The following is an 18,182-nucleotide window of genomic DNA, read 5'->3' on the forward strand; positions in this document are numbered from 1 at the left end:
TGCACAAGGTGCTGAAAAACAACAGTGATCAGTGGAGGGTCGTGAAGGTGGGTATCTGCAGGTCAGCTGGCATGTTGAGGTGTCGTGCCCCTCGCCTCCAAGGGGCACGATACCGCGCCGTTCAGATGTCCCGGAAAGACCGGGCCGGCCTGTGACCTGCCGGGCTGACTGGCTTCAACTTGCTGACCTGCGGCAATGGTCTTTCGGCTGCTTCACGCTCGTGCCAGTTGATGCGGCCGGAAGTCCCAGGACACTCCCAGCGCCGATGGCGGCTATGGGCCACCGTTCAGCGTCCGAACAGATCGTCCGTCTCGACTGCCAGGTACGTTTCGGGCGTGGTGGCTTCGAGTGCCGCCGGAGCGAGGGTGAAGCGCGGGGTGTTTGCGAGGCGGTGCTCCCAGGGCTGGTCACGGGAGACCGTGAAGACTTGGTGGAGGCGGCGTTGGATGACGGGCCTGGCTTCGTCCTGGCGCTCGCGGTACTCGCGGCGCGCGGCTGTCGACCACTGTTCTCGTTCGTCGTCCTCTGCGTCGGCGGGGTGGTGTTCCGCGCGCAGCCCCGGCGTGCGCTCGGCGATCTCCCGGTCAGCACGGAAAAGCTCGGCACAGGCCGCGTAGAGCTGCCGGGACATGCCGAGAGTAACTTCAGTGTGCGGGATGCGGCCGGTGAGGAAGCTGTCCAGGCCCGCCGCTCGGGCGTTTGCGTCGTCCGGGGACGTTTCCGCCCGGCCAGGGCCGCACGTCGTTCACGGGTGGCCTCGTCATCTTCCATGAGGGTGAGCGATCCCGCTGTTGGGCGCCGCTCACCGCGGTTCCGGGCCACCGGCACCAGCCGGAGGCGAGAGGGAGCTGAGCCTTGCAGGGCAGCCAGGGCCAGGTAGGTGAGCATCTGCGAGCGGGCGACATCGAGCAGGGCGCTGCCGGTGCTGTCCTCGTCGAGGGTCTCCTCAGCCGATTGCGGTTTCCGTGGAGATGGGTCCGTGCCGCCTGTGGAAGCGAGGGAGCCGCGCTGAGTCCCGAGGTGGTGGTCATGGCGAATGATGACGAACAGGTCGTTCCTGGGGCCGACGCCTCGTTTGAGAGCGGCGCCGCAGAGCACGATACGGTGATCCACGCCATGAGGATGAAGTACCGAGCATCCTCCGCGGAGTTGGTCCCATCCGTGGTTGAGCTTGGCAGCCGTGATATCTCCGCCCTTGGCCTCGATCAGCCAGTGACGGTCCTCGAGATGGTGGCGGCCCCACAAGTCGGGCCGAAGGTTTTTCTGCCCCTTGGCAGGCTTTGTTCCTGCGGTTGGTTCCTGGATGTTCAGGGGCCAGCTGTTCTCGATGTGCCGTGTCTCGCCGAGGCCCATCAGCGAGCGGCAGGCCCATTCTGCCAGCGTCATGCCCAGCCGGTAGCTGAAGGCGCCGACGGCGCTGGCTTCGGTACCGTGTTCGAGCACGACGTTTGCGGTCAGCCGTCTTCCGGCGTTGTACTCGTGAAGGCGGTCTCCGTCGTGTAGGTCCAGGTACGCGTTTAGGGGCGCGATTCGCGCCCCTATCTCGCGCACCGCGTAGTACGGCAGGTTGAGCCAGGGGGAAATGTCACGCCCCACGTTGACCGCGGATCGGAGAACGTTCCGCCACGTCGTGGTGGGCAGGTACCAGCCGTTACTTGAGGGGAAGGCGGTGCCGGTCCAAGCGGCGTGGTCCTTCCGGCGCCACTCACCCCTGGTCCGTCCGCCTGGGCCGTCGCGGAAGAGCACAGGTATGTCGATGGCGTCGGGATACCTCAGGGGCTTCTGGTCTTTCGTGTTCTTGACGGGCACGACGTTCACTGTGCCAGTAACGACCTTGGGAGCGATTGAGTTCGGGGCGTACTGCCCTGGCGGATCGACTGTTGGGCGATCAGTGGGCGACCTGTGGGGCGAGCACAAGTTCGGTGCTGGGCTTGCGATGGGGCGCCCTGCGGGCGGAGCGGTCGGAGACGAGTCCGACGATGGCGAGGTGGGTCTCGGTGTAGGTCTCGCGCGGTCCGGTGAAGCGCTGCAGGGGCCGCCACTGCTTGTACTCGGCGTTGGTGTGCTCCACGGAGATCGGCTCGGAGGACTGGCGGCTGCGCTGCCTACGCTGGGCGTGTTGCTCGCCGAGTGGGGCGTCGTCCTTTGGCTTCTTCGGTGGGGTGGCTGACCTGGTCGGGAAACTCGTTCGCCAGACCTCGGTAGCCTTCGTCGACCTCGGTCTTGTCCTTGGGATGCCGGCAGAATTGCTCGGCGATGTCCTCGGTGCGCATGGCGGTCTGGTCGTGTATCCGGCCGGGGCTGGACCACCCCGCTGAACAGGTTGCGGCCCTGATCGTCGCTGAAGGTCGTGGTCTTGATGGTGTTCTGCTTCTTCTTGCCGGACACGAACGCCTTGCGGCCCGGGCGGCAGACCTGCATGTCGGTGCCATCGATCCGCAGTATGATCCCTTCCGCCTCGGCGTAGGCGAACACGTCCTCCAGCCGGGTCGTTCGGGAACAGCGAAGCCGCGGCTCGGCAGCAGCGGCCGGATTTCGCGGATTGCGCCTGAGACGGTGGAGCGGTCGACTCTGTACAACTCGGCGAGCGCCGCGTCCGGCAGCCCCAGCCGCAGGTGCACCAGCGTGACCAGCAGTCGGTCCACGAACACCAGCTTGCGAGCGGGGTCTGCCCCTGCACCGCGGCGCCGAACCCTGCCACGTCGCTCGCGCAGCGCCGACTTCCGTGAGGCATGCCACTTGGGTGCGAGTTCTTCGAGCAACTCGCCGACGTGTGCACGGGGATACCGGACAGGGCAGGACGGGAGCAGGCCGCACGGGCCCAGGCAAGCGTCACAACTCGTCCAACCCGTGCGGTCCTTCTCACGTCACGGGCCGACCGTCACCGCTCCCAAGGTCGTTAGCGGAAGTCGTAGTCCTCGTCCATGCCGCTGGAGAGCCAAATTTCCTCGGCTCCAGCGAACGAGTGGTCCTGAGGCTCCTCCTCGTAGTCAACCGAGTCCGGACCCTCGATGTGATCGTCGCCGATCATGCACCGGCAGGGGAAGGTCTCCTGGGTGAGTTCACCGTTGACGATGCTGTTGACGGCGCGGTCGTGCAAAGGTCCCGTGGGCATACCCCGATGCTACCGAGTCGGACCAACGGCTCCCCCTAGTGATCTGAAGTGATCTGAGTCAGAGATTCGCCGCCTGCTGCCGGCGAATCTCTGACTCAGATCACTAGCGTTGTTGCCGCAGTTGCTGGACGACTGGCACCGCGGCCAGGCAGAGCAGCGCCGCTCCCCCGAATGCTGCACCTGCCGAGAGGACAGCATCGGCGGGCAAACTGCCATTCAGCGCCTTCAGGAACCCGACACACACTGCTATTCCCGGCATCGAGGTGATCTGTCGGGACCGCAGCTCGGCAAACGTGCGGACGTGGTGGGCGGTGCGGTCGAGCGCGGTCCCGGGTGCACAGCCGGTACGTACGGCGGCTCGCCGACAGCTCGGTCAGTGGGCGCCCTGTGCTGATCGAGTTGCAGGTGCGGCGGTTCCGCTGCGGTCAACGTTCATGCAGGCAGGCGACCACCGCCTATGCCGAGGCCGGACGGCTCGGCGCCCCGTCCCGCACGCTGGACATACGGCCCGCTCCGCAACCACCCGGGCCCGCACGGCCACCAACTCGCCGTCAGGCACAACGTTTTCGACAACGACACCTTCGACCCGGTGGAACCGCAGGTTCTGGAAGAGGACATCACCCACGGCCGTTCATGATCGCGGTTTCGGTGACCCTCCGTGGCCCCAGCACTGAAAGTGATCCAGAACCCAGGTTCAGCCGACGCCGACACCGCACATACTCTGATCAGGCAAAACGTCACTCGGCAGCGCGACCAGGCCCCACGCAGCACGAACGCTCACGGTCTCGTATGCCGACGGCGGCTCTGGTCGGAGCCTCGGCCATGCACTACTGGGCTGGGCTTCCATGCGCTGGAGCATCGTAGAGGCAGGCAGTAGCTGCTGACCGCAGTCCTTCAGCGCCGAGGCCGACTGAGCAGCCTCACTGAGACGGATACATAAGTCTGTTGGCGCAAGTCCCGAGGTCTCGAACGTGAGCAGATGACGGCCGCATACCTTGCCCTATCGCCGCGGGACAGCCACACCAAATCGCTGATTCTCCGGATGCTGATCCTGCTCGCCAGCAGTTGTCCGTGCGGCTTCGCCGGGCGAAAGGCGGGAGGGACGGAACGTCCGCTGCTTCGCCAGCACTCCCTCACCATGGTGATCAGCCCGTAGCCCCGGCGGGCGAGGTAGCGCTCGGCTTCGGCAATCAGCGCGCGGGCGATGCCCGGAAAATCACTCTCGTGCCCAGATCGCGCTGGGTGACGTTACAGCTGGGGTCGAATCCAGCGCTGGCAGAAGATTCTCGCCACGACCGAGGGCCTCCCGCTGGACTCCACCGGGGTTGTGAAAGTTCCACAGCGACCTGCGCCCGTCTCGTCGACCGGTCGGCAGCGCCGCTGGCAGCCCGGCGATGGTCTTGCCGACGGCCGGGAACAGGATCAGCCGGTGTACAGCCGCAGTATCAGCAGGCTGTTGTCGACATCGAGTTAGAGCTGCGGTCGATTTTACTCCATGCGGGGCGAGTTGGGCGTCCCGCGGCCTTTGTCAGTGGTCTGTGGCAGCATTCCGACGCATGGGTGGGAGAGAAAACAGCGACGAGACATACGTCACCGATCTGTATGACGTAGTCGTCGGCGAGCATGGCCTTCGTCAGCACCGGTTCGAGTGGCTGCTCGGCGATGCCGGATCCGCAGGGTGGCAGGCCAGGCTGTCAATCGCCGGCTACTGGCCTGGGCGCAGGCTCGCCGTGAAATACCGCGAGACACAGCACGACAAGGCCACGCCGTTCTTCGACACGCTCAGGCGCCTGACGGTGAGTGGAGTGGAGCAAGGCCAGCGGACGCTGTACGCCGCGCGACGCGACGTGGAGATCCCCGCTCACGGCCTGCGCCCGTTGGTGATCCGGCCCGCCGACCTGGACGCCAACAGTTGCGGCCGATTACGCCGGAGGGACCGCACTGGCGACCTACAGGCGGTTCGCGGCCTTTGCGCCGCAGCACAGGGAACGGAACTGACGTCGCTTACTAGTTGGGCGAGCGACGAAGACTGGGTCGTCTTGGCGCGGGCGAGTGGAGGCGGGCGTTCCCTGCCGGTTCGGCGGCGGTTGCGGGCGGGGTACCTCGGAGGGACGGCCGGGGGAGGAGAACGCGGGTGAGCGGCGGGGTGCCGGAGATGGAAGCAATTGAGAGCTGGCGTGAGCTGGTGGTGGCCCAGGGGCTGAACCAGGCACGGCTGTACCTGGCGAGCCGTGGTCTGGGGCAGACGGACACTCGCGAGCTGAAGGGGGTCGCGGAAGGGACAGTACGCAAGGCGTACACCGGGCGGACCGTGATCGAGCTGCTGCAGAACGCCCACGACGCTCACCAGGCCGACCGTCGCGACGGCCGAGCGGAGATCAGGCTTCGCCCTGGCGAGGGTGCGCACGGCGTGCTGTACGTCGCCAACAAAGGGAACCCGTTGAGCCCGGAGCGCTTCCACTCGATGTGCCGGCTGGGGATGAGCTCGAAGGACCCGGCAACGAACATCGGCCACAAGGGTGTCGGCTTCAAAAGCGTGCGGCAGCTGTGCGACGCTCCCGAGGTGTACAGCGCCTCGCGCCCGGGCGCGGGGGTCTTCGATGGGTTCTGCTTCCGCTTCGCCCGGCCTGAGGACTTCGATGCAATTGCCTCGCAGGTCGCCCCCGATGAGGAGGGCCTGGGGCATGAACTGCGGGAGAACGTCAGCGCGCTGCGGGTGACCGTTCCCGTGGACGAACTGCCGCCGCAGGTGGAGGACTTCGCTGCCCGTGGATACAGCACCGTGGTGCGGCTGCCGCTGCGCTCACCGCGGGAGCTGGGGGAGGCCCGACGGCAGATCGTCCAGCTGCAGGACCCCGGCGCACCGTTCGAGCTGTTCTTGGAACGGCTGGGAACCGTCACTGTGAGAGTTGAAGGCGAGGGGGCCGAGGTCGACTCCCGGCAGTACCTGCGAGAAGTCACCGCAGTGCTGTTCCGTGATGGGCTGCGGGTGGAGGAGATCACAGTCCGCGACGGGTTGCGTCTCGTGGTGGTCACCGCCGACGTGGATCCCGCTGTGCTGGCCGAGGCCGCCCGTGAAGGCCTGGAAGAGGGCACGGTTGACGACGCGCTCGAGAAATGGGAAGGCGGCGGGCAGGTGCAGATCGCCGTGCCTGACGGCGCGGCGCTATCCGCAGGGCGTATGTACAGCTTCCTGCCGATGACACCCGAGGCGGGGGAACCACTCGGCGGCTACCTCAACGCCCTCTTCGACAGCGACCTGGCGCGGCGCACGCTGAAGGCAGACAACCCGTGGAATCGGGCACTGATCAGCCAGGCGATTGATGCCAGCGCCCGCGTGGCGGCACTGGTACGGGACAAGGAGCTGGATCTGGCAGATGGCACGCTGCTGGACCTCATGTGCTGGCAAAGCTCATATCTGCCCCAGCTGACCAGTGCCTGCGAGCAGGCTGGCGTGCCGCTGGCGGAACTTGCGCTGGTGCCGACACGCGGGCCGGGTCACAGGCGCATTCCTGTGGTAGTGGCCAAGCAGTGGTCCGGTGATACCGAGTACTTCAACGCCGACGCGGTTGCCGCCGCCGGTGTGGCCGACATCATCGACCCGGCGGTGGAGGAAGTGCGCATTGAGCGGCTGAAGAGCCTCGTCCGGGCATGCGGCAGCACCCTGGTCCCGGGGGCGGAACTCCTCGCAGGGTGGGCGCAAATCGTTGCGCATCACTGGGCCAGGAGCGCCACGCCCGAGCAGTGGGCCGGGTTCTACGGTGACTTGGCCGCCCTGTTCCCGGTCACCCACGCCCCGCTGCTCCGCCAGGGCCTGCTCATCTGCGCCGGTGGCGGCCTTGTCGCTGCCGACGGGAGACGGCTGGCGTTCTTTCCTCCAAGGCGTGCAGCAGGTGCGGAGGACCCGCTGGGGGCTCTGCCTCGGCAGCTTGCCGCGCGTATCGCGGTCTTCGATCCCAAGGTTCCGCTCAGCGATACGACGCGCGCGTGGATGATCCGGGCGAAGCTGGCCCGCGAGTACAACTCCGCCACGCTGCTGCGGATGATTGCCCAGCTGATGGTCAAGTCCACCGATCCCCAGGCGCTCACCGGGTACCTGCAGGTGGCGCTGCGCATCTGGCGGATGCGGCCACCGGATAGGGAGCCTCCCAAGGAGCTGCGGCAGCTCATGGTGCCAGTGCGCGGGGGCTGGCTCCCTGCTCCGCAGGCGGTCTTCGGGCCCGAGTGGGGAGAGGGGGAGCCCGCCAAGTTCCTGCAAGGGGTCGTCGAGCGTGCGGCGGGGTTGCGCGAGCTGGAGGACCGGATCCTCCTCGCGCCGGAAGCGGTCGACCCAGCGGCCAACGTCACGGAGTTGCGCGAGTTCCTGCAGCACGCCGGGGCCCGCTCCGGCTGGCAGCCCAACATCCTCAGCGGCGAGAGCGTGGAATGCAGAGGCCGTGAACTGAACGGCCCTGGGCTCACCACGTTCTGGAATCAGGGCGTGCTCACGCCCGAGCAGCGGCGTGTCTGGATCAACGCGGTGACCCCACAGGAACGGGGTGCTTTCGTCAGTAAGCCGTACCGGGCCGGTGAGCTGTACACGATGCCGGGTGGAAGCGTCCACACCGCCCTGGATCCGCGCGACCGGCTGCGACTGGCGGAACTCCTGCTGGAGGCGGTGCAGAACTGGCTCGTGGAGTACCTGCGCACCGTCTTCAAGAGGACCGACCAGGAGGGCGCCCACAGCGTGCGCTGGCTCAGCCCGGCGGCGGCGTTCTTGGCCAGCGAGCCTTGGTTTCCCCAGACCACCCCGGGCCGCCGTGCCGCCATCTCCTTCGTGCCCTTGCGTAAGGCGTGGGTGATCACCAACGGCCAAGTGCCCGCCTTCCTGCCCGCCCAGCCGCCCGCGCTGCGCCGACTGCTCACCCCAACGGTCCTGCAGCGGCTGTCGCCCCTGGGGATCAGGCTGTGGCACGACGAGCGCACAGCCGCGGACCGCCTCGACTACCTGACCGGCCTTGTCGCTGATCTGCCCGACTCCACCGCCGCCCAGACCCGACACGCCATCCGCAGCGCCTACGAGGACGCCTGGCAGGACCTGCTGCCGGCCACCGCCTCTCGCCGCTCCAACACCGTCGCCGCCCCTGAACGCCTGGTCGTCGAACGCGGCGGCACCCTGGGTCTGGCGTCCCTGGGCAAGGAGATGGTCTATACCCCCCACAGGGATGGCAAGGTCCAAGAGACCTCGCTGCGCGCGGCGCCGGTGACGCTGCTAGCCATCCGCAGCACAGCCTTGGCCGAACGCATCCATGCCCAACTGGGGGACGGCGCCGACGGCCGCCTGAAGGCGACACGCGACGCGGATATCGACGCCGAGCTCGACGGTGTTTCTATGAAGGACGCCCCCAGCATCCCCTTGCCGGATGCCGCCGGCCCGTGGCTTACCGCGCTGATCCTCGGTCTCCTGGAATGGCAGAGCAGCGTCGACACAGCTCAGCATGCCCAACGCCTCGCCCGGGCCCGCAAGCGCCTGGCTACCGCTCACCTCGTCCAGGCCAGCGAGAGCCGCATCCTCATCGACGAGCATCTCGTCCCGCCCGACTACCGGCCGCACTCCTTCCTCCACGATTCCGATGGGCCAGCGCCGCGAATCGTCGCCGTACACCCCAGCGCCCGCACCCTGTGGGACACATTGGAAGCCGCCTGCGACGCCCTCGCCGCCCTGGTGGGAGCACCCGACCTGACGGACAGGCTCCGCGCCCGCCTCTTCCAGTTGCTGCGCAGGAACCCGGAGCAGCCCGACCGCACCACCCTGGACGACGTCGCCGAGGTGCTCGCCATCACCAGGACCAAGCTCGACGAGGTGCTCGCTGCCAGCGACCCCCACGCCCACATCGAACGCCTCTACAACCTGCTGGCCTGTATCGACCCCAGCCTCGCAGCCACCCTCCACGACCAGCGCCACACCCTGGCCGCTCCTGAAGACCTTGCGACCTGGCTCACCCGGCACCTCCCGGACGCCGCAGACGACCTCCTGGCCCATCTGGACGACGAACTGCCCGACGCCCTAGGCGCCCTGAAAATCCCACTCGCGGACGCCAACAAGCGCCGCAGCGCCGCGAACCTCGACCCCCTGCACAACACTGACGGCCACCAGCGGCGGGTGAACCTGTGGCTGCAAAAGCACGAGGACACCCTCGTCGGCCGCATCCGCGACGCCTTCTGGCCTGTCTACGCTCGCGGCGAGGACCTGGCCGACTACCTGCGCCTGCGTGAACTCCCCGGCCTGCGGCAGCCCGACTCTGCCTGGGCCGACACTTACTGGGATCTGCCTCCCACCGTGCTGCAAGCCCGCGCCGAAGCGTGGGCCGAGCGCCACCTGCCCGCCACCAGCAGCGAACACACCTTGCCCTCGCCCAGACCGCTCGCCGAACTCCGCGCAACCAACCTCGCCTTCCTCCCCGATGCGCTGCTACGCCTGCAGCAGGGAATCAGCCAGTGGCAGCGCATCAGTGGCACCGAAGCGGCCCCTCACCAGCTGCCCCAGGTACCGGCAGTGGTGGAGGGCATGCACGCGGACGGCACCACCGACTTCACCGCCCTGAACATGGCCTCCCTCACGGCGTGGCTGCACTCCCACGGCCACTGGCCTGCCGGTATGCCCACCACCTGGACTCCGGCCGGCCCTGTCTCCACGTCCCCACCCGGCGCCGCAACCGCACCGGGCCCGGCGCCGGCCCCTGGCACTGCACCCCCACCCGGGCCAGTTCCGGTGCCAGGCCCTCGCACCTCGGCCATCCCAGGGACACCACCACCAGCGACGACCACCAGCCCGAGTGCCGGGAGCGCCCCGGCAATGCCTCCCGACTGGCGAACCCTGGGCGTCGCCATCGCCAAGGCCCTGACCCCCGCCCGCCTCGCCACCCGCACGACGGCGCTGCCCGCGCGCCGCCGCACGCCCGTCGCATCCCACCCCCGCCTGGCCAAGTCCGATACCGGCGGAGGGGTGAGCGTCACTGGCCCTGACCTTGAGGAGACCGCCACCATCGGATATCTGGGCGAGATCGCCGCAGGCAAGTGGATCGAACACCACTACGGCGTGCCGCCCCGACAATCCTGGCGTTCCAGCACCCGCGCGGAGGAGTACGGCGACGGCATCGGCAGCGACATCCTCGGCTACGACTTCGTCATTGAGACCCCGCAGGGGCACCACTACTTCGAGGCCAAGGCCACCAGCGGCGACGACCCCTCCTTCATCCTCGGCTCCTCTGAGATCCGCCGAGCCCAGAACCTGGAGGACGGAGAGAAGTACACCATTTTGTTCGTCACCCATGCCAAGGACCCGGCCCGCATCCGCGTCCACGAACTAGAAAATCCCTTCGGCCCTGAGGGAAGGCGCTTCTACGACATCACCACCACCGCCGTCACTGCGCGCTTCACCCTGCCCTCTACCGGCTCCTGACAAGCCCTACCCCCGTGCATGGTTGTCGTGAATCGGCCCTGTCGCAGATTCGGGGGTGACGGAGTGTGGCCCGGTGCGCCCCCACCGAACGGGACCCCGACACCGACACCCACCTCAAAGGCACCGCCCACGACTTCTCCGCCCGCTTCCTCGGCGGCACCTGCGGCATCGCCGGCGCCTTCTCCGACCTCGACGACCTCGCGACCTTCCTCCGCTACATGCTCGACCCCGCACAGATCCCCAACCAGCCAGGCTTCGGCCCCGCTTGGGTTGAGGAGTCGCTGAAGGTCCACACCGGCGAACTCGAACCCGTCCGCGGCCTGTTCTGGCACCCTGCCTCCGGCACCGACCCGGCCGAGGGCGCCTACGTGCACTACGGCTTCACCGGCACCGGCATGTGGATTAACTCCACACAAGACCGCTGGGCCGTCCTGCTCGCCAACAAGCTCTACTACACCCGCGACCGCGGCCCCCTCACCGACGTACGCAACACCTTCCGCGCTGGCCCTCACTTGACCAGCCGGCGAACAGGCGGGGCTCACCCTTCCTGGGGATCGGCTGTCTCGTCTGCGTTCGGTTGGTGGGCGCGGGAGACCAAGTAGAGGTCAGCCAGCAGGACGAGGGCGGCGCGGTGGGGCTGCGGCTCGTCGTCGGCGAGATCATGGAGCTCGTCGTTGCGCAAATTCATGCCGCGCGCACCATCGGTCAGCAGCAGCCGCAGGAAATCCTGCCAATCAGGGTCGAGCCCGGCCTCGGTCATGCGGTCGATGAGTGTGCCGAGCAGGCTGGCTCCTCCGCGGGCATCGCCCTGAGCGACACGGACAACGGGAACGTCCTGCTGCCGGAGCAGTTCGCGCAGCAGCCCTTCGACCCGGGGCAGGGCCAGAGAGTAGGCGGCGGTGTACTCCTGCCGCCAGTAGTGAAGCAGTGCCAAGGCCAGCCTGCGGGCACGGCCGGTCGGCACTACCGGGGGATGGGTGAGCAGCTCGACGAGTGTGTCCTCGTCGGGGTCGAAGCGTTCGCCGATCTGGTCCAGCGCTGCCGCAACGCACAGCCCTGTCAGTTCCATGGACACCAGCCGCCACTGCGCTGCGTGATTCGCCAGCGGATCCACCGCTGCGGGCGCGACCGGGACCGGCCCCACCGGGTTGATCCGCACGGTGGAGACGACGGAGAGGAACGCTGAGGACTGGGCGATGCGGTGCGCGGCGTTCTGGGCGTTGGCGGAGGAGCCGGCCGGAGAGGGGACAGCAGCCAGTCTTCCCAGCGCCTCACCGAGGGTGGAGGCGCCGCCCACCCACTGGGTGTAGGCATCGAACATGGCCTTGGGCACGCGAATGGTCTCCTCGAAGCATGACATACCGAGATGTTCGGGGTCGGTACGCTGCATCCGTAGGACCGCCTCGTCATGCAGGTCTACCAGGCCCCGGTCCCGGGCCATGGTTGCCGCCGTGCTGAGCCGGTCAATGCGAAGGAAACCTGACAGCCGCTCGGCATCCTCCAAGATCGTTGTGACGATACGGCGGTCGAGATCCGTGCGTGCCGCCACGTCCGTCTCCACGTCCCGGCGCAATTCCAACAGGTCAACGAGCACAAAAGCGTCGGACGTGTACCGGTCGCAGGCCGTGTCCAGAAGGCGACAGACGCCTTCGTCCACTGGCCGCCTCACGCTGAGAGCCCGCAACAGCTGAAGGACCAGACCAGGGGCGTCATCCCCCTCGTTGAGCATCGCCGTGACGAAATCCGTCATGACGCTGCGGACGCTGTCCTCAAGCGTGGTCTGGCTCAGGGAAGCGGCCAAGTCCTGGGCGACGGTCAAGCAGTCGCATGCCCGCACCTGCCCAGAATTCCGTTCCGGCGCGTTCAGGAATTCAGCCGCCGCATCCCGGTAGGCCTTGATCGCCTGCCGGGCATGCTGAAAGGCATCGCCCTTCCGGGCCTCCCACAGCAAGTGGTGCAGACGGGCCCTTACCCCGGGATGCCGGGCATGGGCCGCGTATGCGGCCCACACCGCCAGCACCTCCGCCGGAACCTGACGCGGATCGGTTGGCCACGGCTCGCCTGGATCGGATCCCGCGTAGCTGCCGGTGAAGCCCTTCTGCTCATTGTGGTGGAAGCTGAAGGCGGCCCACAGAGCGACGCCCTGCCCGTCATTCTGCAGGGCCGCCTCGGTGAGCGCCTTGAGGAAGCGTTCCAACAACTGTTCGTAGGAGACAAAGCCAGTTGACGCGTCGTCCAACGCCTGCCTGATACCGGGTTCCATCTCCACCACGGGCTTGCCCTCCCTGACCGCAGGTTCCAGTATCTGGGTACAGCGGAACCTGCAGCATCCCGTTTAACCGCCGCCAAGACCATGGCGGAGTCCCTCAGAGTCCTGACGTCACGGCGGGGCCGGCGGCCTGCCTCAAGGGCTCGCGTAGAGGACACTCACTGCAGGAGGGCCGTGACGGACGCGGGGAGAAGATCACGCAGATCGGTAATCTGGACGTGCGCGGCGTGGGTCGTGGTGAACTGGGCGACGGACATGCTGGGCGCGCCGAAGGCGGTCGTGAAGGTGCGCAGCGCCCCTGGGGCCTGGGGCGCGGAGGCTTGTCACGCTGCTCATCGTAGGGCGGCCCGACCCCGCTGGCCCGGACGTCACGGCGGGTGCTCCCACGAGGTGGGCGCAGGCTCAGCCCGTGACACGGCGCCCGTCTACGGCAGAGGACCCGCGCCCGCGTGGTGCGGGTCCTTCTCTGCTTGGCGAGGTGATCAGCTAGAGGAATCGGATGCGCGGCCGGACCTCGGGCTGCGTCGCGAGGCAGGAGACGTCGGGCAGATAGCGGTTCACCTCGTAGACCAGACGCGGTCGGCGTGACACGACCGACATCGGACGTTGCGAGGCCACTTCGGCGACAACCCTCCGTGATGGCTGACGGATATTCAGGCATCTCTGACGCATCGTCAACTATTCAAGATCATCTTGCACGTGCGTTGCACAAGGTGCTGAAAAACAACAGTGATCAGTGGAGGGTCGTGAAGGTGGGTATCTGCAGGTCAGCTGGCATGTTGAGGTGTCGTGCCCCTCGCCTTCAAAGGGCACGACACCCCGCCGATCAGATGTCCCGGAACGTCTCGATCTGCGCCCCGAGCGAGTTGAGCCGCTCGGCCAGGTCCTCGTAGCCGCGGTTGATGACGTACACGTTGCGCAGTACGGACGTCCCGTCGGCCGCCATCATCGCCAGCAGGACGACGACGGCGGGCCGCAGCGCGGGCGGGCACATCATCTCGGCGGCGCGCCAGCGGGTCGGCCCTTCCACCAGCACCCGGTGCGGGTCGAGGAGTTGGAGCCGCCCGCCGAGGCGGTTGAGGTCCGTGAGATAGATCGCCCGGTTGTCGTACACCCAGTCGTGGATCAGCGTCTTGCCCTGCGCGGAGGCCGCGATGGCCGCGAAGAACGGGACGTTGTCGATGTTCAGGCCCGGGAACGGCATCGGGTGGATCTTGTCGATCGGCGCCTCCAGCTTGGAGGGCCTGACCGTGAGGTCGACCAGCCGCGTACGGCCGTTGTCGGCGAAGTACTCCGCCGAACGGTCGTGGTCGAGGCCCATCTCCTCCAGGACCGCGAGCTCGATCTCCAGGAACTCGATCGGCACCCGGCGCACCGTCAGCTCCGACTCGGTGACGACCGCGGCGGCGAGCAGACTCATCGCCTCGACCGGGTCCTCCGAGGGCGAGTAGTCCACGTCCACGTCGATGGTGGGCACCCCGTGCACGGTGAGCGTCGTGGTGCCGATGCCCTCCACCCGTACACCCAGGGCCTCCAGGAAGAAGCACAGGTCCTGGACCATGTAGTTGGAGGAGGCGTTGCGGATGACGCTCACACCGTCGTGGCGGGCCGCGGCGAGCAGCGCGTTCTCGGTCACCGTGTCGCCGCGCTCGGTCAGGACGATCGGGCGGGCGGGGGAGACCGAACGGTCCACCCGGGCGTGGTAGAGCCCCTCGGTGGCGGCGATGTCGAGACCGAAGCGGCGCAGCGCGATCATGTGCGGCTCGATGGTCCTGGTGCCCAGGTCGCAACCGCCCGCGTACGGCAGCTTGAACTGGTCCATGCGGTGCAGCAGCGGGCCGAGGAACATGATGATGGACCGCGTACGGCGGGCCGCCTCGGCGTCGATGGCCTCCATGTCCAGCTGGGCCGGGGGCACGATCTCCAGGTCGACCCCGTCGTTGATCCACCGGGTGCGGACACCGATCGAACCGAGCACCTCCAGCAGGCGGTAGACCTCTTCGATCCGGGCCACCCGGCGCAGCACCGTGCGGCCCTTGTTCAGGAGCGTCGCGCACAGCAGCGCGACACAGGCGTTCTTGCTGGTCTTCACGTCGATCGAGCCGGACAGCCGCCGTCCGCCGACCACGCGCAGATGCATCGGACCCGCGTAGCCGAGGGACACGATCTCGCTGTCCAGGGCTTCCCCTATGCGGGCGATCATCTCAAGGCTGATGTTCTGATTGCCGCGCTCGATGCGATTGACGGCACTCTGGCTGGTGCCGAGGGCCTCGGCAAGCTGCGACTGGGTCCAGCCCCGGTGCTGACGGGCGTCACGGATGAGCTTGCCGATGCGTACGAGGTAGTCGTCTGCCATGGCGCGACCGTATATCTCATGTGAGATAAAGAGAAATGGAGTACAGCCATTCGAGTGATGGTGGTCAGCGGGGCGGACTCGCAGGGGAGTTCGGGCGAGACCGCAGGGAAAGGAAGGGTGTGGCGCGCTTCCGGCCTTTCCTGTCTTTCCTCCTTTTTTGACCGGTGCGTCCCTCTCGCAGGTGAGGGCCGCGATGGGGGACCGGGCTCGCCCGTCCCCCATCGTGCGCGTCACCGCCGTCACGGCGGCCGGTCGGCGTCCTCACTCCCTCACCCGGGCGGGAGCGGGCCGGTGGGGTCAGTGGTCCCGCCGCCGCGTGGTGCGGCGCCAGCCGAAGGGGCCCGGCAGGTCCATCGAGGTGGTCTTGCGCCCGGTGCTGCTGTGGGTGTGCCGCGGTCCGTGCCGTCCGCCGGTGGTGATCGACCACGAGTGCCGGTTGATGTTCAGCCGCACCCCGGGAAGGATGCGGAAGCTCTTGCGGAAGGTGATTGCCATCGAGGGCCCCCTAGAGGTGGTTCGCGACACCGGGTGCGTCCCGGCTCGGACACCGGGTACCCCGGAATCGGCCCTTGGCCGCCTGCGGATCTACGACACCCCGTGAAAGGCCTCCGTAGACGAACTGCCTTGGGCATCAGCCCTGTTCAGGCCAGTGTCTGGGTGCCGAGCACGCCGAGCAGCGCGACCCGTTCGGCGTCCTGGGAGCCGGGCTCGGCTGTGTAGACCATGATGCGCAGGTCGCTTCCGGCGACGCTGAGAATGTCGCAGTCCAGTGTGAGAGGGCCCAACTGGGGGTGGTCGACGGTCTTGCGGGAGGCCTCCTGACGGCCCACGGCCCCGGTGTCCCACAGCTCGGCGAACCGGTCGCTGCCCGCGCGCAGTTCCGCGACCAGCCGCCGTACCCGCGGGTCGGCCGGATACCGGCTCGATGTGGCCCGCAGGTCGCTCACGAGCGCGGTCTCCAGTGTCCGCCGGGACTGCGGTGTGTGGCGCACCCGGCCGGCCGGACCGAGGAAGGCACGCCACACCCCGTTGCGCTCCTGGTCGCGCCACCCCGACGGGTCGCCCAGCAGAGCCGCGTACAGCGGGTTGGCCACCAGCAGCGTCCACGCCGCGTCGTAGGCCGCCACGGGGGTCCCGGTCAGCCGGTCCAGCAGCCGCTGCACGCTCGGCGTGAGGTAGCCGGGGACCGTGCCCCGCCCCGGCGGGACCAGCCCGGCGGCATGGAAGAGGTGTTCGCGCTCGATGCCGGACAGCCGCAGGGCCCGGCCGAGCGCCTCGACGACCTGCTCCGACGGGTGGGCCGCCCGTCCCTGTTCGAGACGGGTGACGTAGTCGACCGAGATCCCGGCCAGCAGGGCGAGTTCCTCACGGCGCAGCCCGGCCGCCCTCCGCTGTCCGCCGGCAGGCAGCCCGGCGGCCTCCGGGGAGACCCGGTCGCGCCAGCGTCGTACCGTCCGCCCGAACTCCGTGCTCGCCATGCCTCCACTGTGCCCCGCCCGGCGTGGACCTGCCTGGTACTGGGAGTCCCAGGAAGCCGGGACTCCTGGCTGACCGGGGTGCCCGGCCGCAACCTGGAGCCATGACGACAACCACGGCAACTACGACAACTACGGCAACTGCAACACCTACGACAACCCTGATCACCGGAGCGAACAAGGGTCTCGGCCTCGAGACCGCCCGCCGCCTCGTCGCCGCGGGCCACATCGTCTACATCGGCAGCCGGGACCCGGAGCGCGGGCGCCGGGCCGCCGAGGAACTGGGGGCGCGCGCGGTCGTCCTCGACGTCACCGACGACGCCTCCGTCGCCGCCGCCGCGAAGACCATCGAGGCCGACGGCGGTCTCGACGTACTGATCAACAACGCCGGTATCGAGGGGCGGACGCCGGACGGGGGTGTCGTCGGCGCCGCGGACCTGACCGCCGACATGATGCGGTCGCTCTTCGAGACGAACGTCTTCGGGGTCGTACGGGTCACCCACGCGTTCCTGCCCCTGCTGCGGCGCTCCGCGGCCCCGGTCGTGGTGAACGTGAGCAGCGGACTGGCCTCGCTGGGTCGGGTCAGCACCCCCGGCACACCCACGTACGCCTACCCCGGGGTCGCCTATCCGGCGTCGAAGACCGCGGTCAACATGATCACCGTGCAGTTCGCGAAGGCCTTCCCCGAGATCCGCGTCAACGCGGTGGAGCCCGGCTACACCGCGACGGACCTGAACGGGCACACGGGCACGCAGACCGTCGAGGAGGGCGCCGAGATCATCGTCCGCACGGCCCAGCTGGGCCCGGAGGGTCCGACCGGAGGCTACTTCGACCTCGAGGGCTCGCTTCCCTGGTGACCGAGGATCCGGTGACCGGGGCCGAGAGCCCGGTGGGCGGGGCTCAGATGTCCGGGACTCCGATGTCCGCCGAGCCCCTCGGCCTGTTCCCCGTCGTCCCCGTCGTCCCCGTCGCACCCGTCGTCCCCGTCGCACCCGCCGGTGAACCGGCGGGGGCGACGGGGTCTCCTTGTGGGCATGTGACATCAGCCGTCTCCACGGCAGGGAGCCACTCGTCAAGGGTCTTCTGGGTCGGCGTCCCCGGCTCGCACGACGGCCGCCGCCTCCAGCAGGGGCCAGCCGTCCACCTCCGCAGCCCGCCGCTCCGCCGGTCGCCATCCACGGGCCAGTGCCACGTCGAGCAGCGCCCGGACGGCTCCCGGCTCGTGCAGGTTCAGGTCCGCGCCCCGAGTGAAGCCCACGTCCCCGGAGCCGAAGGGGGCCCCGCCCGGGACGTACCGGCCGGGCCCGTCGGCGAAGACGATGCGCAGCGGGCCGCCCGTGCCCGCGGGCTGAGGAATCAGGGTGAGGATCTGGCGGCAGTCCACGGACCGCCCTTCGGGATCCTGTCGGTGGCTGTGGCGCATCGTCCACAGGTACACGCGCCCGTCCGCGACCAGTCGGCGGGGATTCCTCGGACTACGTGCCACCCGGGCGAGGTTACGCGCCCGCGTCGTAAACGTCAGGCTT

14 protein-coding genes and 3 pseudogenes are annotated in these 18,182 nt (G+C 68.3%); 7 read left to right on the forward strand and 10 right to left on the reverse strand.

Annotation, left to right across the window (positions count from 1 at the left end; translation table 11 throughout):
* Positions 1-286: 286 nt before the first annotated feature.
* Entirely contained in the window at positions 287-631 is a 345-nt protein-coding gene (locus tag ABZV34_RS25125; protein WP_356280780.1) for a hypothetical protein, read from the reverse strand.
* Between the two features lie 398 nt (positions 632-1,029).
* On the opposite strand from ABZV34_RS25125, the gene ABZV34_RS25130 reads away from it, so the two are divergent.
* The gene (locus ABZV34_RS25130) at positions 1,030-1,503 is read left to right on the forward strand and encodes a hypothetical protein (protein WP_356280783.1); all 474 of its coding nucleotides are present in this window, start codon (positions 1,030-1,032) and stop codon (positions 1,501-1,503) included.
* Positions 1,504-1,888: 385 nt separating this feature from the next.
* Here the strand turns inward: ABZV34_RS25130 and ABZV34_RS25135 are convergent, their stop codons facing one another.
* The 4 genes and pseudogenes from ABZV34_RS25135 to ABZV34_RS25150 form a co-directional block, all read right to left on the reverse strand.
* Complete coding sequence (locus tag ABZV34_RS25135) at positions 1,889-2,071, reverse strand: hypothetical protein (protein ID WP_356280786.1); 183 nt, start codon at positions 2,069-2,071, stop codon at positions 1,889-1,891.
* Positions 2,072-2,105: 34 nt separating this feature from the next.
* Complete coding sequence (locus ABZV34_RS25140; RefSeq protein ID WP_356280893.1) at positions 2,106-2,273, reverse strand: hypothetical protein; 168 nt, start codon at positions 2,271-2,273, stop codon at positions 2,106-2,108.
* 297 nt (positions 2,274-2,570) lie between these two features.
* Positions 2,571-2,651 (reverse strand): annotated as a pseudogene (locus tag ABZV34_RS25145) (hypothetical protein); the annotation flags it as partial.
* Positions 2,652-2,899: 248 nt separating this feature from the next.
* Entirely contained in the window at positions 2,900-3,115 is a 216-nt protein-coding gene (locus tag ABZV34_RS25150) for a hypothetical protein (RefSeq protein WP_356280788.1), read from the reverse strand.
* Positions 3,116-3,436: 321 nt separating this feature from the next.
* Between ABZV34_RS25150 and ABZV34_RS25155 the strand changes: the two are divergent.
* The 5 genes and pseudogenes from ABZV34_RS25155 to ABZV34_RS25175 form a co-directional block, all read left to right on the forward strand.
* A pseudogene (locus ABZV34_RS25155) lies at positions 3,437-3,538 on the forward strand (transposase family protein); the annotation flags it as partial.
* Between the two features lie 34 nt (positions 3,539-3,572).
* Positions 3,573-3,752: a hypothetical protein gene (locus ABZV34_RS25160; RefSeq protein ID WP_356280791.1), complete on the forward strand. Its 180-nt coding sequence runs from the start codon at positions 3,573-3,575 to the stop codon at positions 3,750-3,752.
* A 919-nt stretch (positions 3,753-4,671) separates the two neighbouring features.
* The gene (locus tag ABZV34_RS25165; protein WP_356280794.1) at positions 4,672-5,253 is read left to right on the forward strand and encodes a hypothetical protein; all 582 of its coding nucleotides are present in this window, start codon (positions 4,672-4,674) and stop codon (positions 5,251-5,253) included.
* Positions 5,250-10,556 (forward strand): hypothetical protein, encoded by a 5,307-nt coding sequence (locus tag ABZV34_RS25170; protein WP_356280797.1) that lies wholly within the window; start codon positions 5,250-5,252, stop codon positions 10,554-10,556. The genes ABZV34_RS25165 and ABZV34_RS25170 overlap by 4 nt, the downstream gene beginning before the upstream one ends.
* Positions 10,557-10,624: 68 nt before the next feature.
* A pseudogene (locus ABZV34_RS25175) lies at positions 10,625-11,059 on the forward strand (serine hydrolase); the annotation flags it as partial.
* A gap of 35 nt (positions 11,060-11,094) precedes the next feature.
* Here the strand turns inward: ABZV34_RS25175 and ABZV34_RS25180 are convergent.
* From ABZV34_RS25180 to ABZV34_RS25195, 4 genes are all read right to left on the reverse strand, one after another.
* Positions 11,095-12,828, reverse strand: a complete 1,734-nt coding sequence (locus ABZV34_RS25180; RefSeq protein WP_356280800.1) for a hypothetical protein — start codon at positions 12,826-12,828, stop codon at positions 11,095-11,097.
* An 823-nt stretch (positions 12,829-13,651) separates the two neighbouring features.
* Positions 13,652-15,181 carry a UDP-N-acetylglucosamine 1-carboxyvinyltransferase gene (locus tag ABZV34_RS25185; RefSeq protein WP_356280803.1) on the reverse strand — a complete coding sequence of 510 codons (1,530 nt, stop codon included), beginning with the start codon at positions 15,179-15,181 and terminating at the stop codon, positions 13,652-13,654.
* A 297-nt stretch (positions 15,182-15,478) separates the two neighbouring features.
* On the reverse strand, positions 15,479-15,676 hold the full coding sequence (locus tag ABZV34_RS25190) for a DUF4236 domain-containing protein (protein WP_168530643.1): 198 nt from the start codon (positions 15,674-15,676) through the stop codon (positions 15,479-15,481).
* 146 nt (positions 15,677-15,822) lie between these two features.
* Entirely contained in the window at positions 15,823-16,659 is an 837-nt protein-coding gene (locus ABZV34_RS25195; RefSeq protein ID WP_356280806.1) for a helix-turn-helix transcriptional regulator, read from the reverse strand.
* Positions 16,660-16,760: 101 nt separating this feature from the next.
* Between ABZV34_RS25195 and ABZV34_RS25200 the strand changes: the two genes are divergently transcribed.
* Positions 16,761-17,513, forward strand: coding sequence for an SDR family NAD(P)-dependent oxidoreductase (locus tag ABZV34_RS25200; RefSeq protein WP_356280809.1), 753 nt, complete (start codon positions 16,761-16,763; stop codon positions 17,511-17,513).
* Between the two features lie 215 nt (positions 17,514-17,728).
* Here ABZV34_RS25200 and ABZV34_RS25205 read toward each other — a convergent pair whose 3' ends face one another.
* A complete protein-coding gene (locus tag ABZV34_RS25205; RefSeq protein WP_356280812.1) occupies positions 17,729-18,142 on the reverse strand; it encodes a hypothetical protein in 414 nt (137 codons plus the stop codon).
* Positions 18,143-18,182 lie beyond the last annotated feature (40 nt).

Source organism: Streptomyces sp. NPDC005195 (genome assembly GCF_040608315.1).
Lineage (GTDB): Bacteria > Actinomycetota > Actinomycetes > Streptomycetales > Streptomycetaceae > Streptomyces > Streptomyces kaempferi.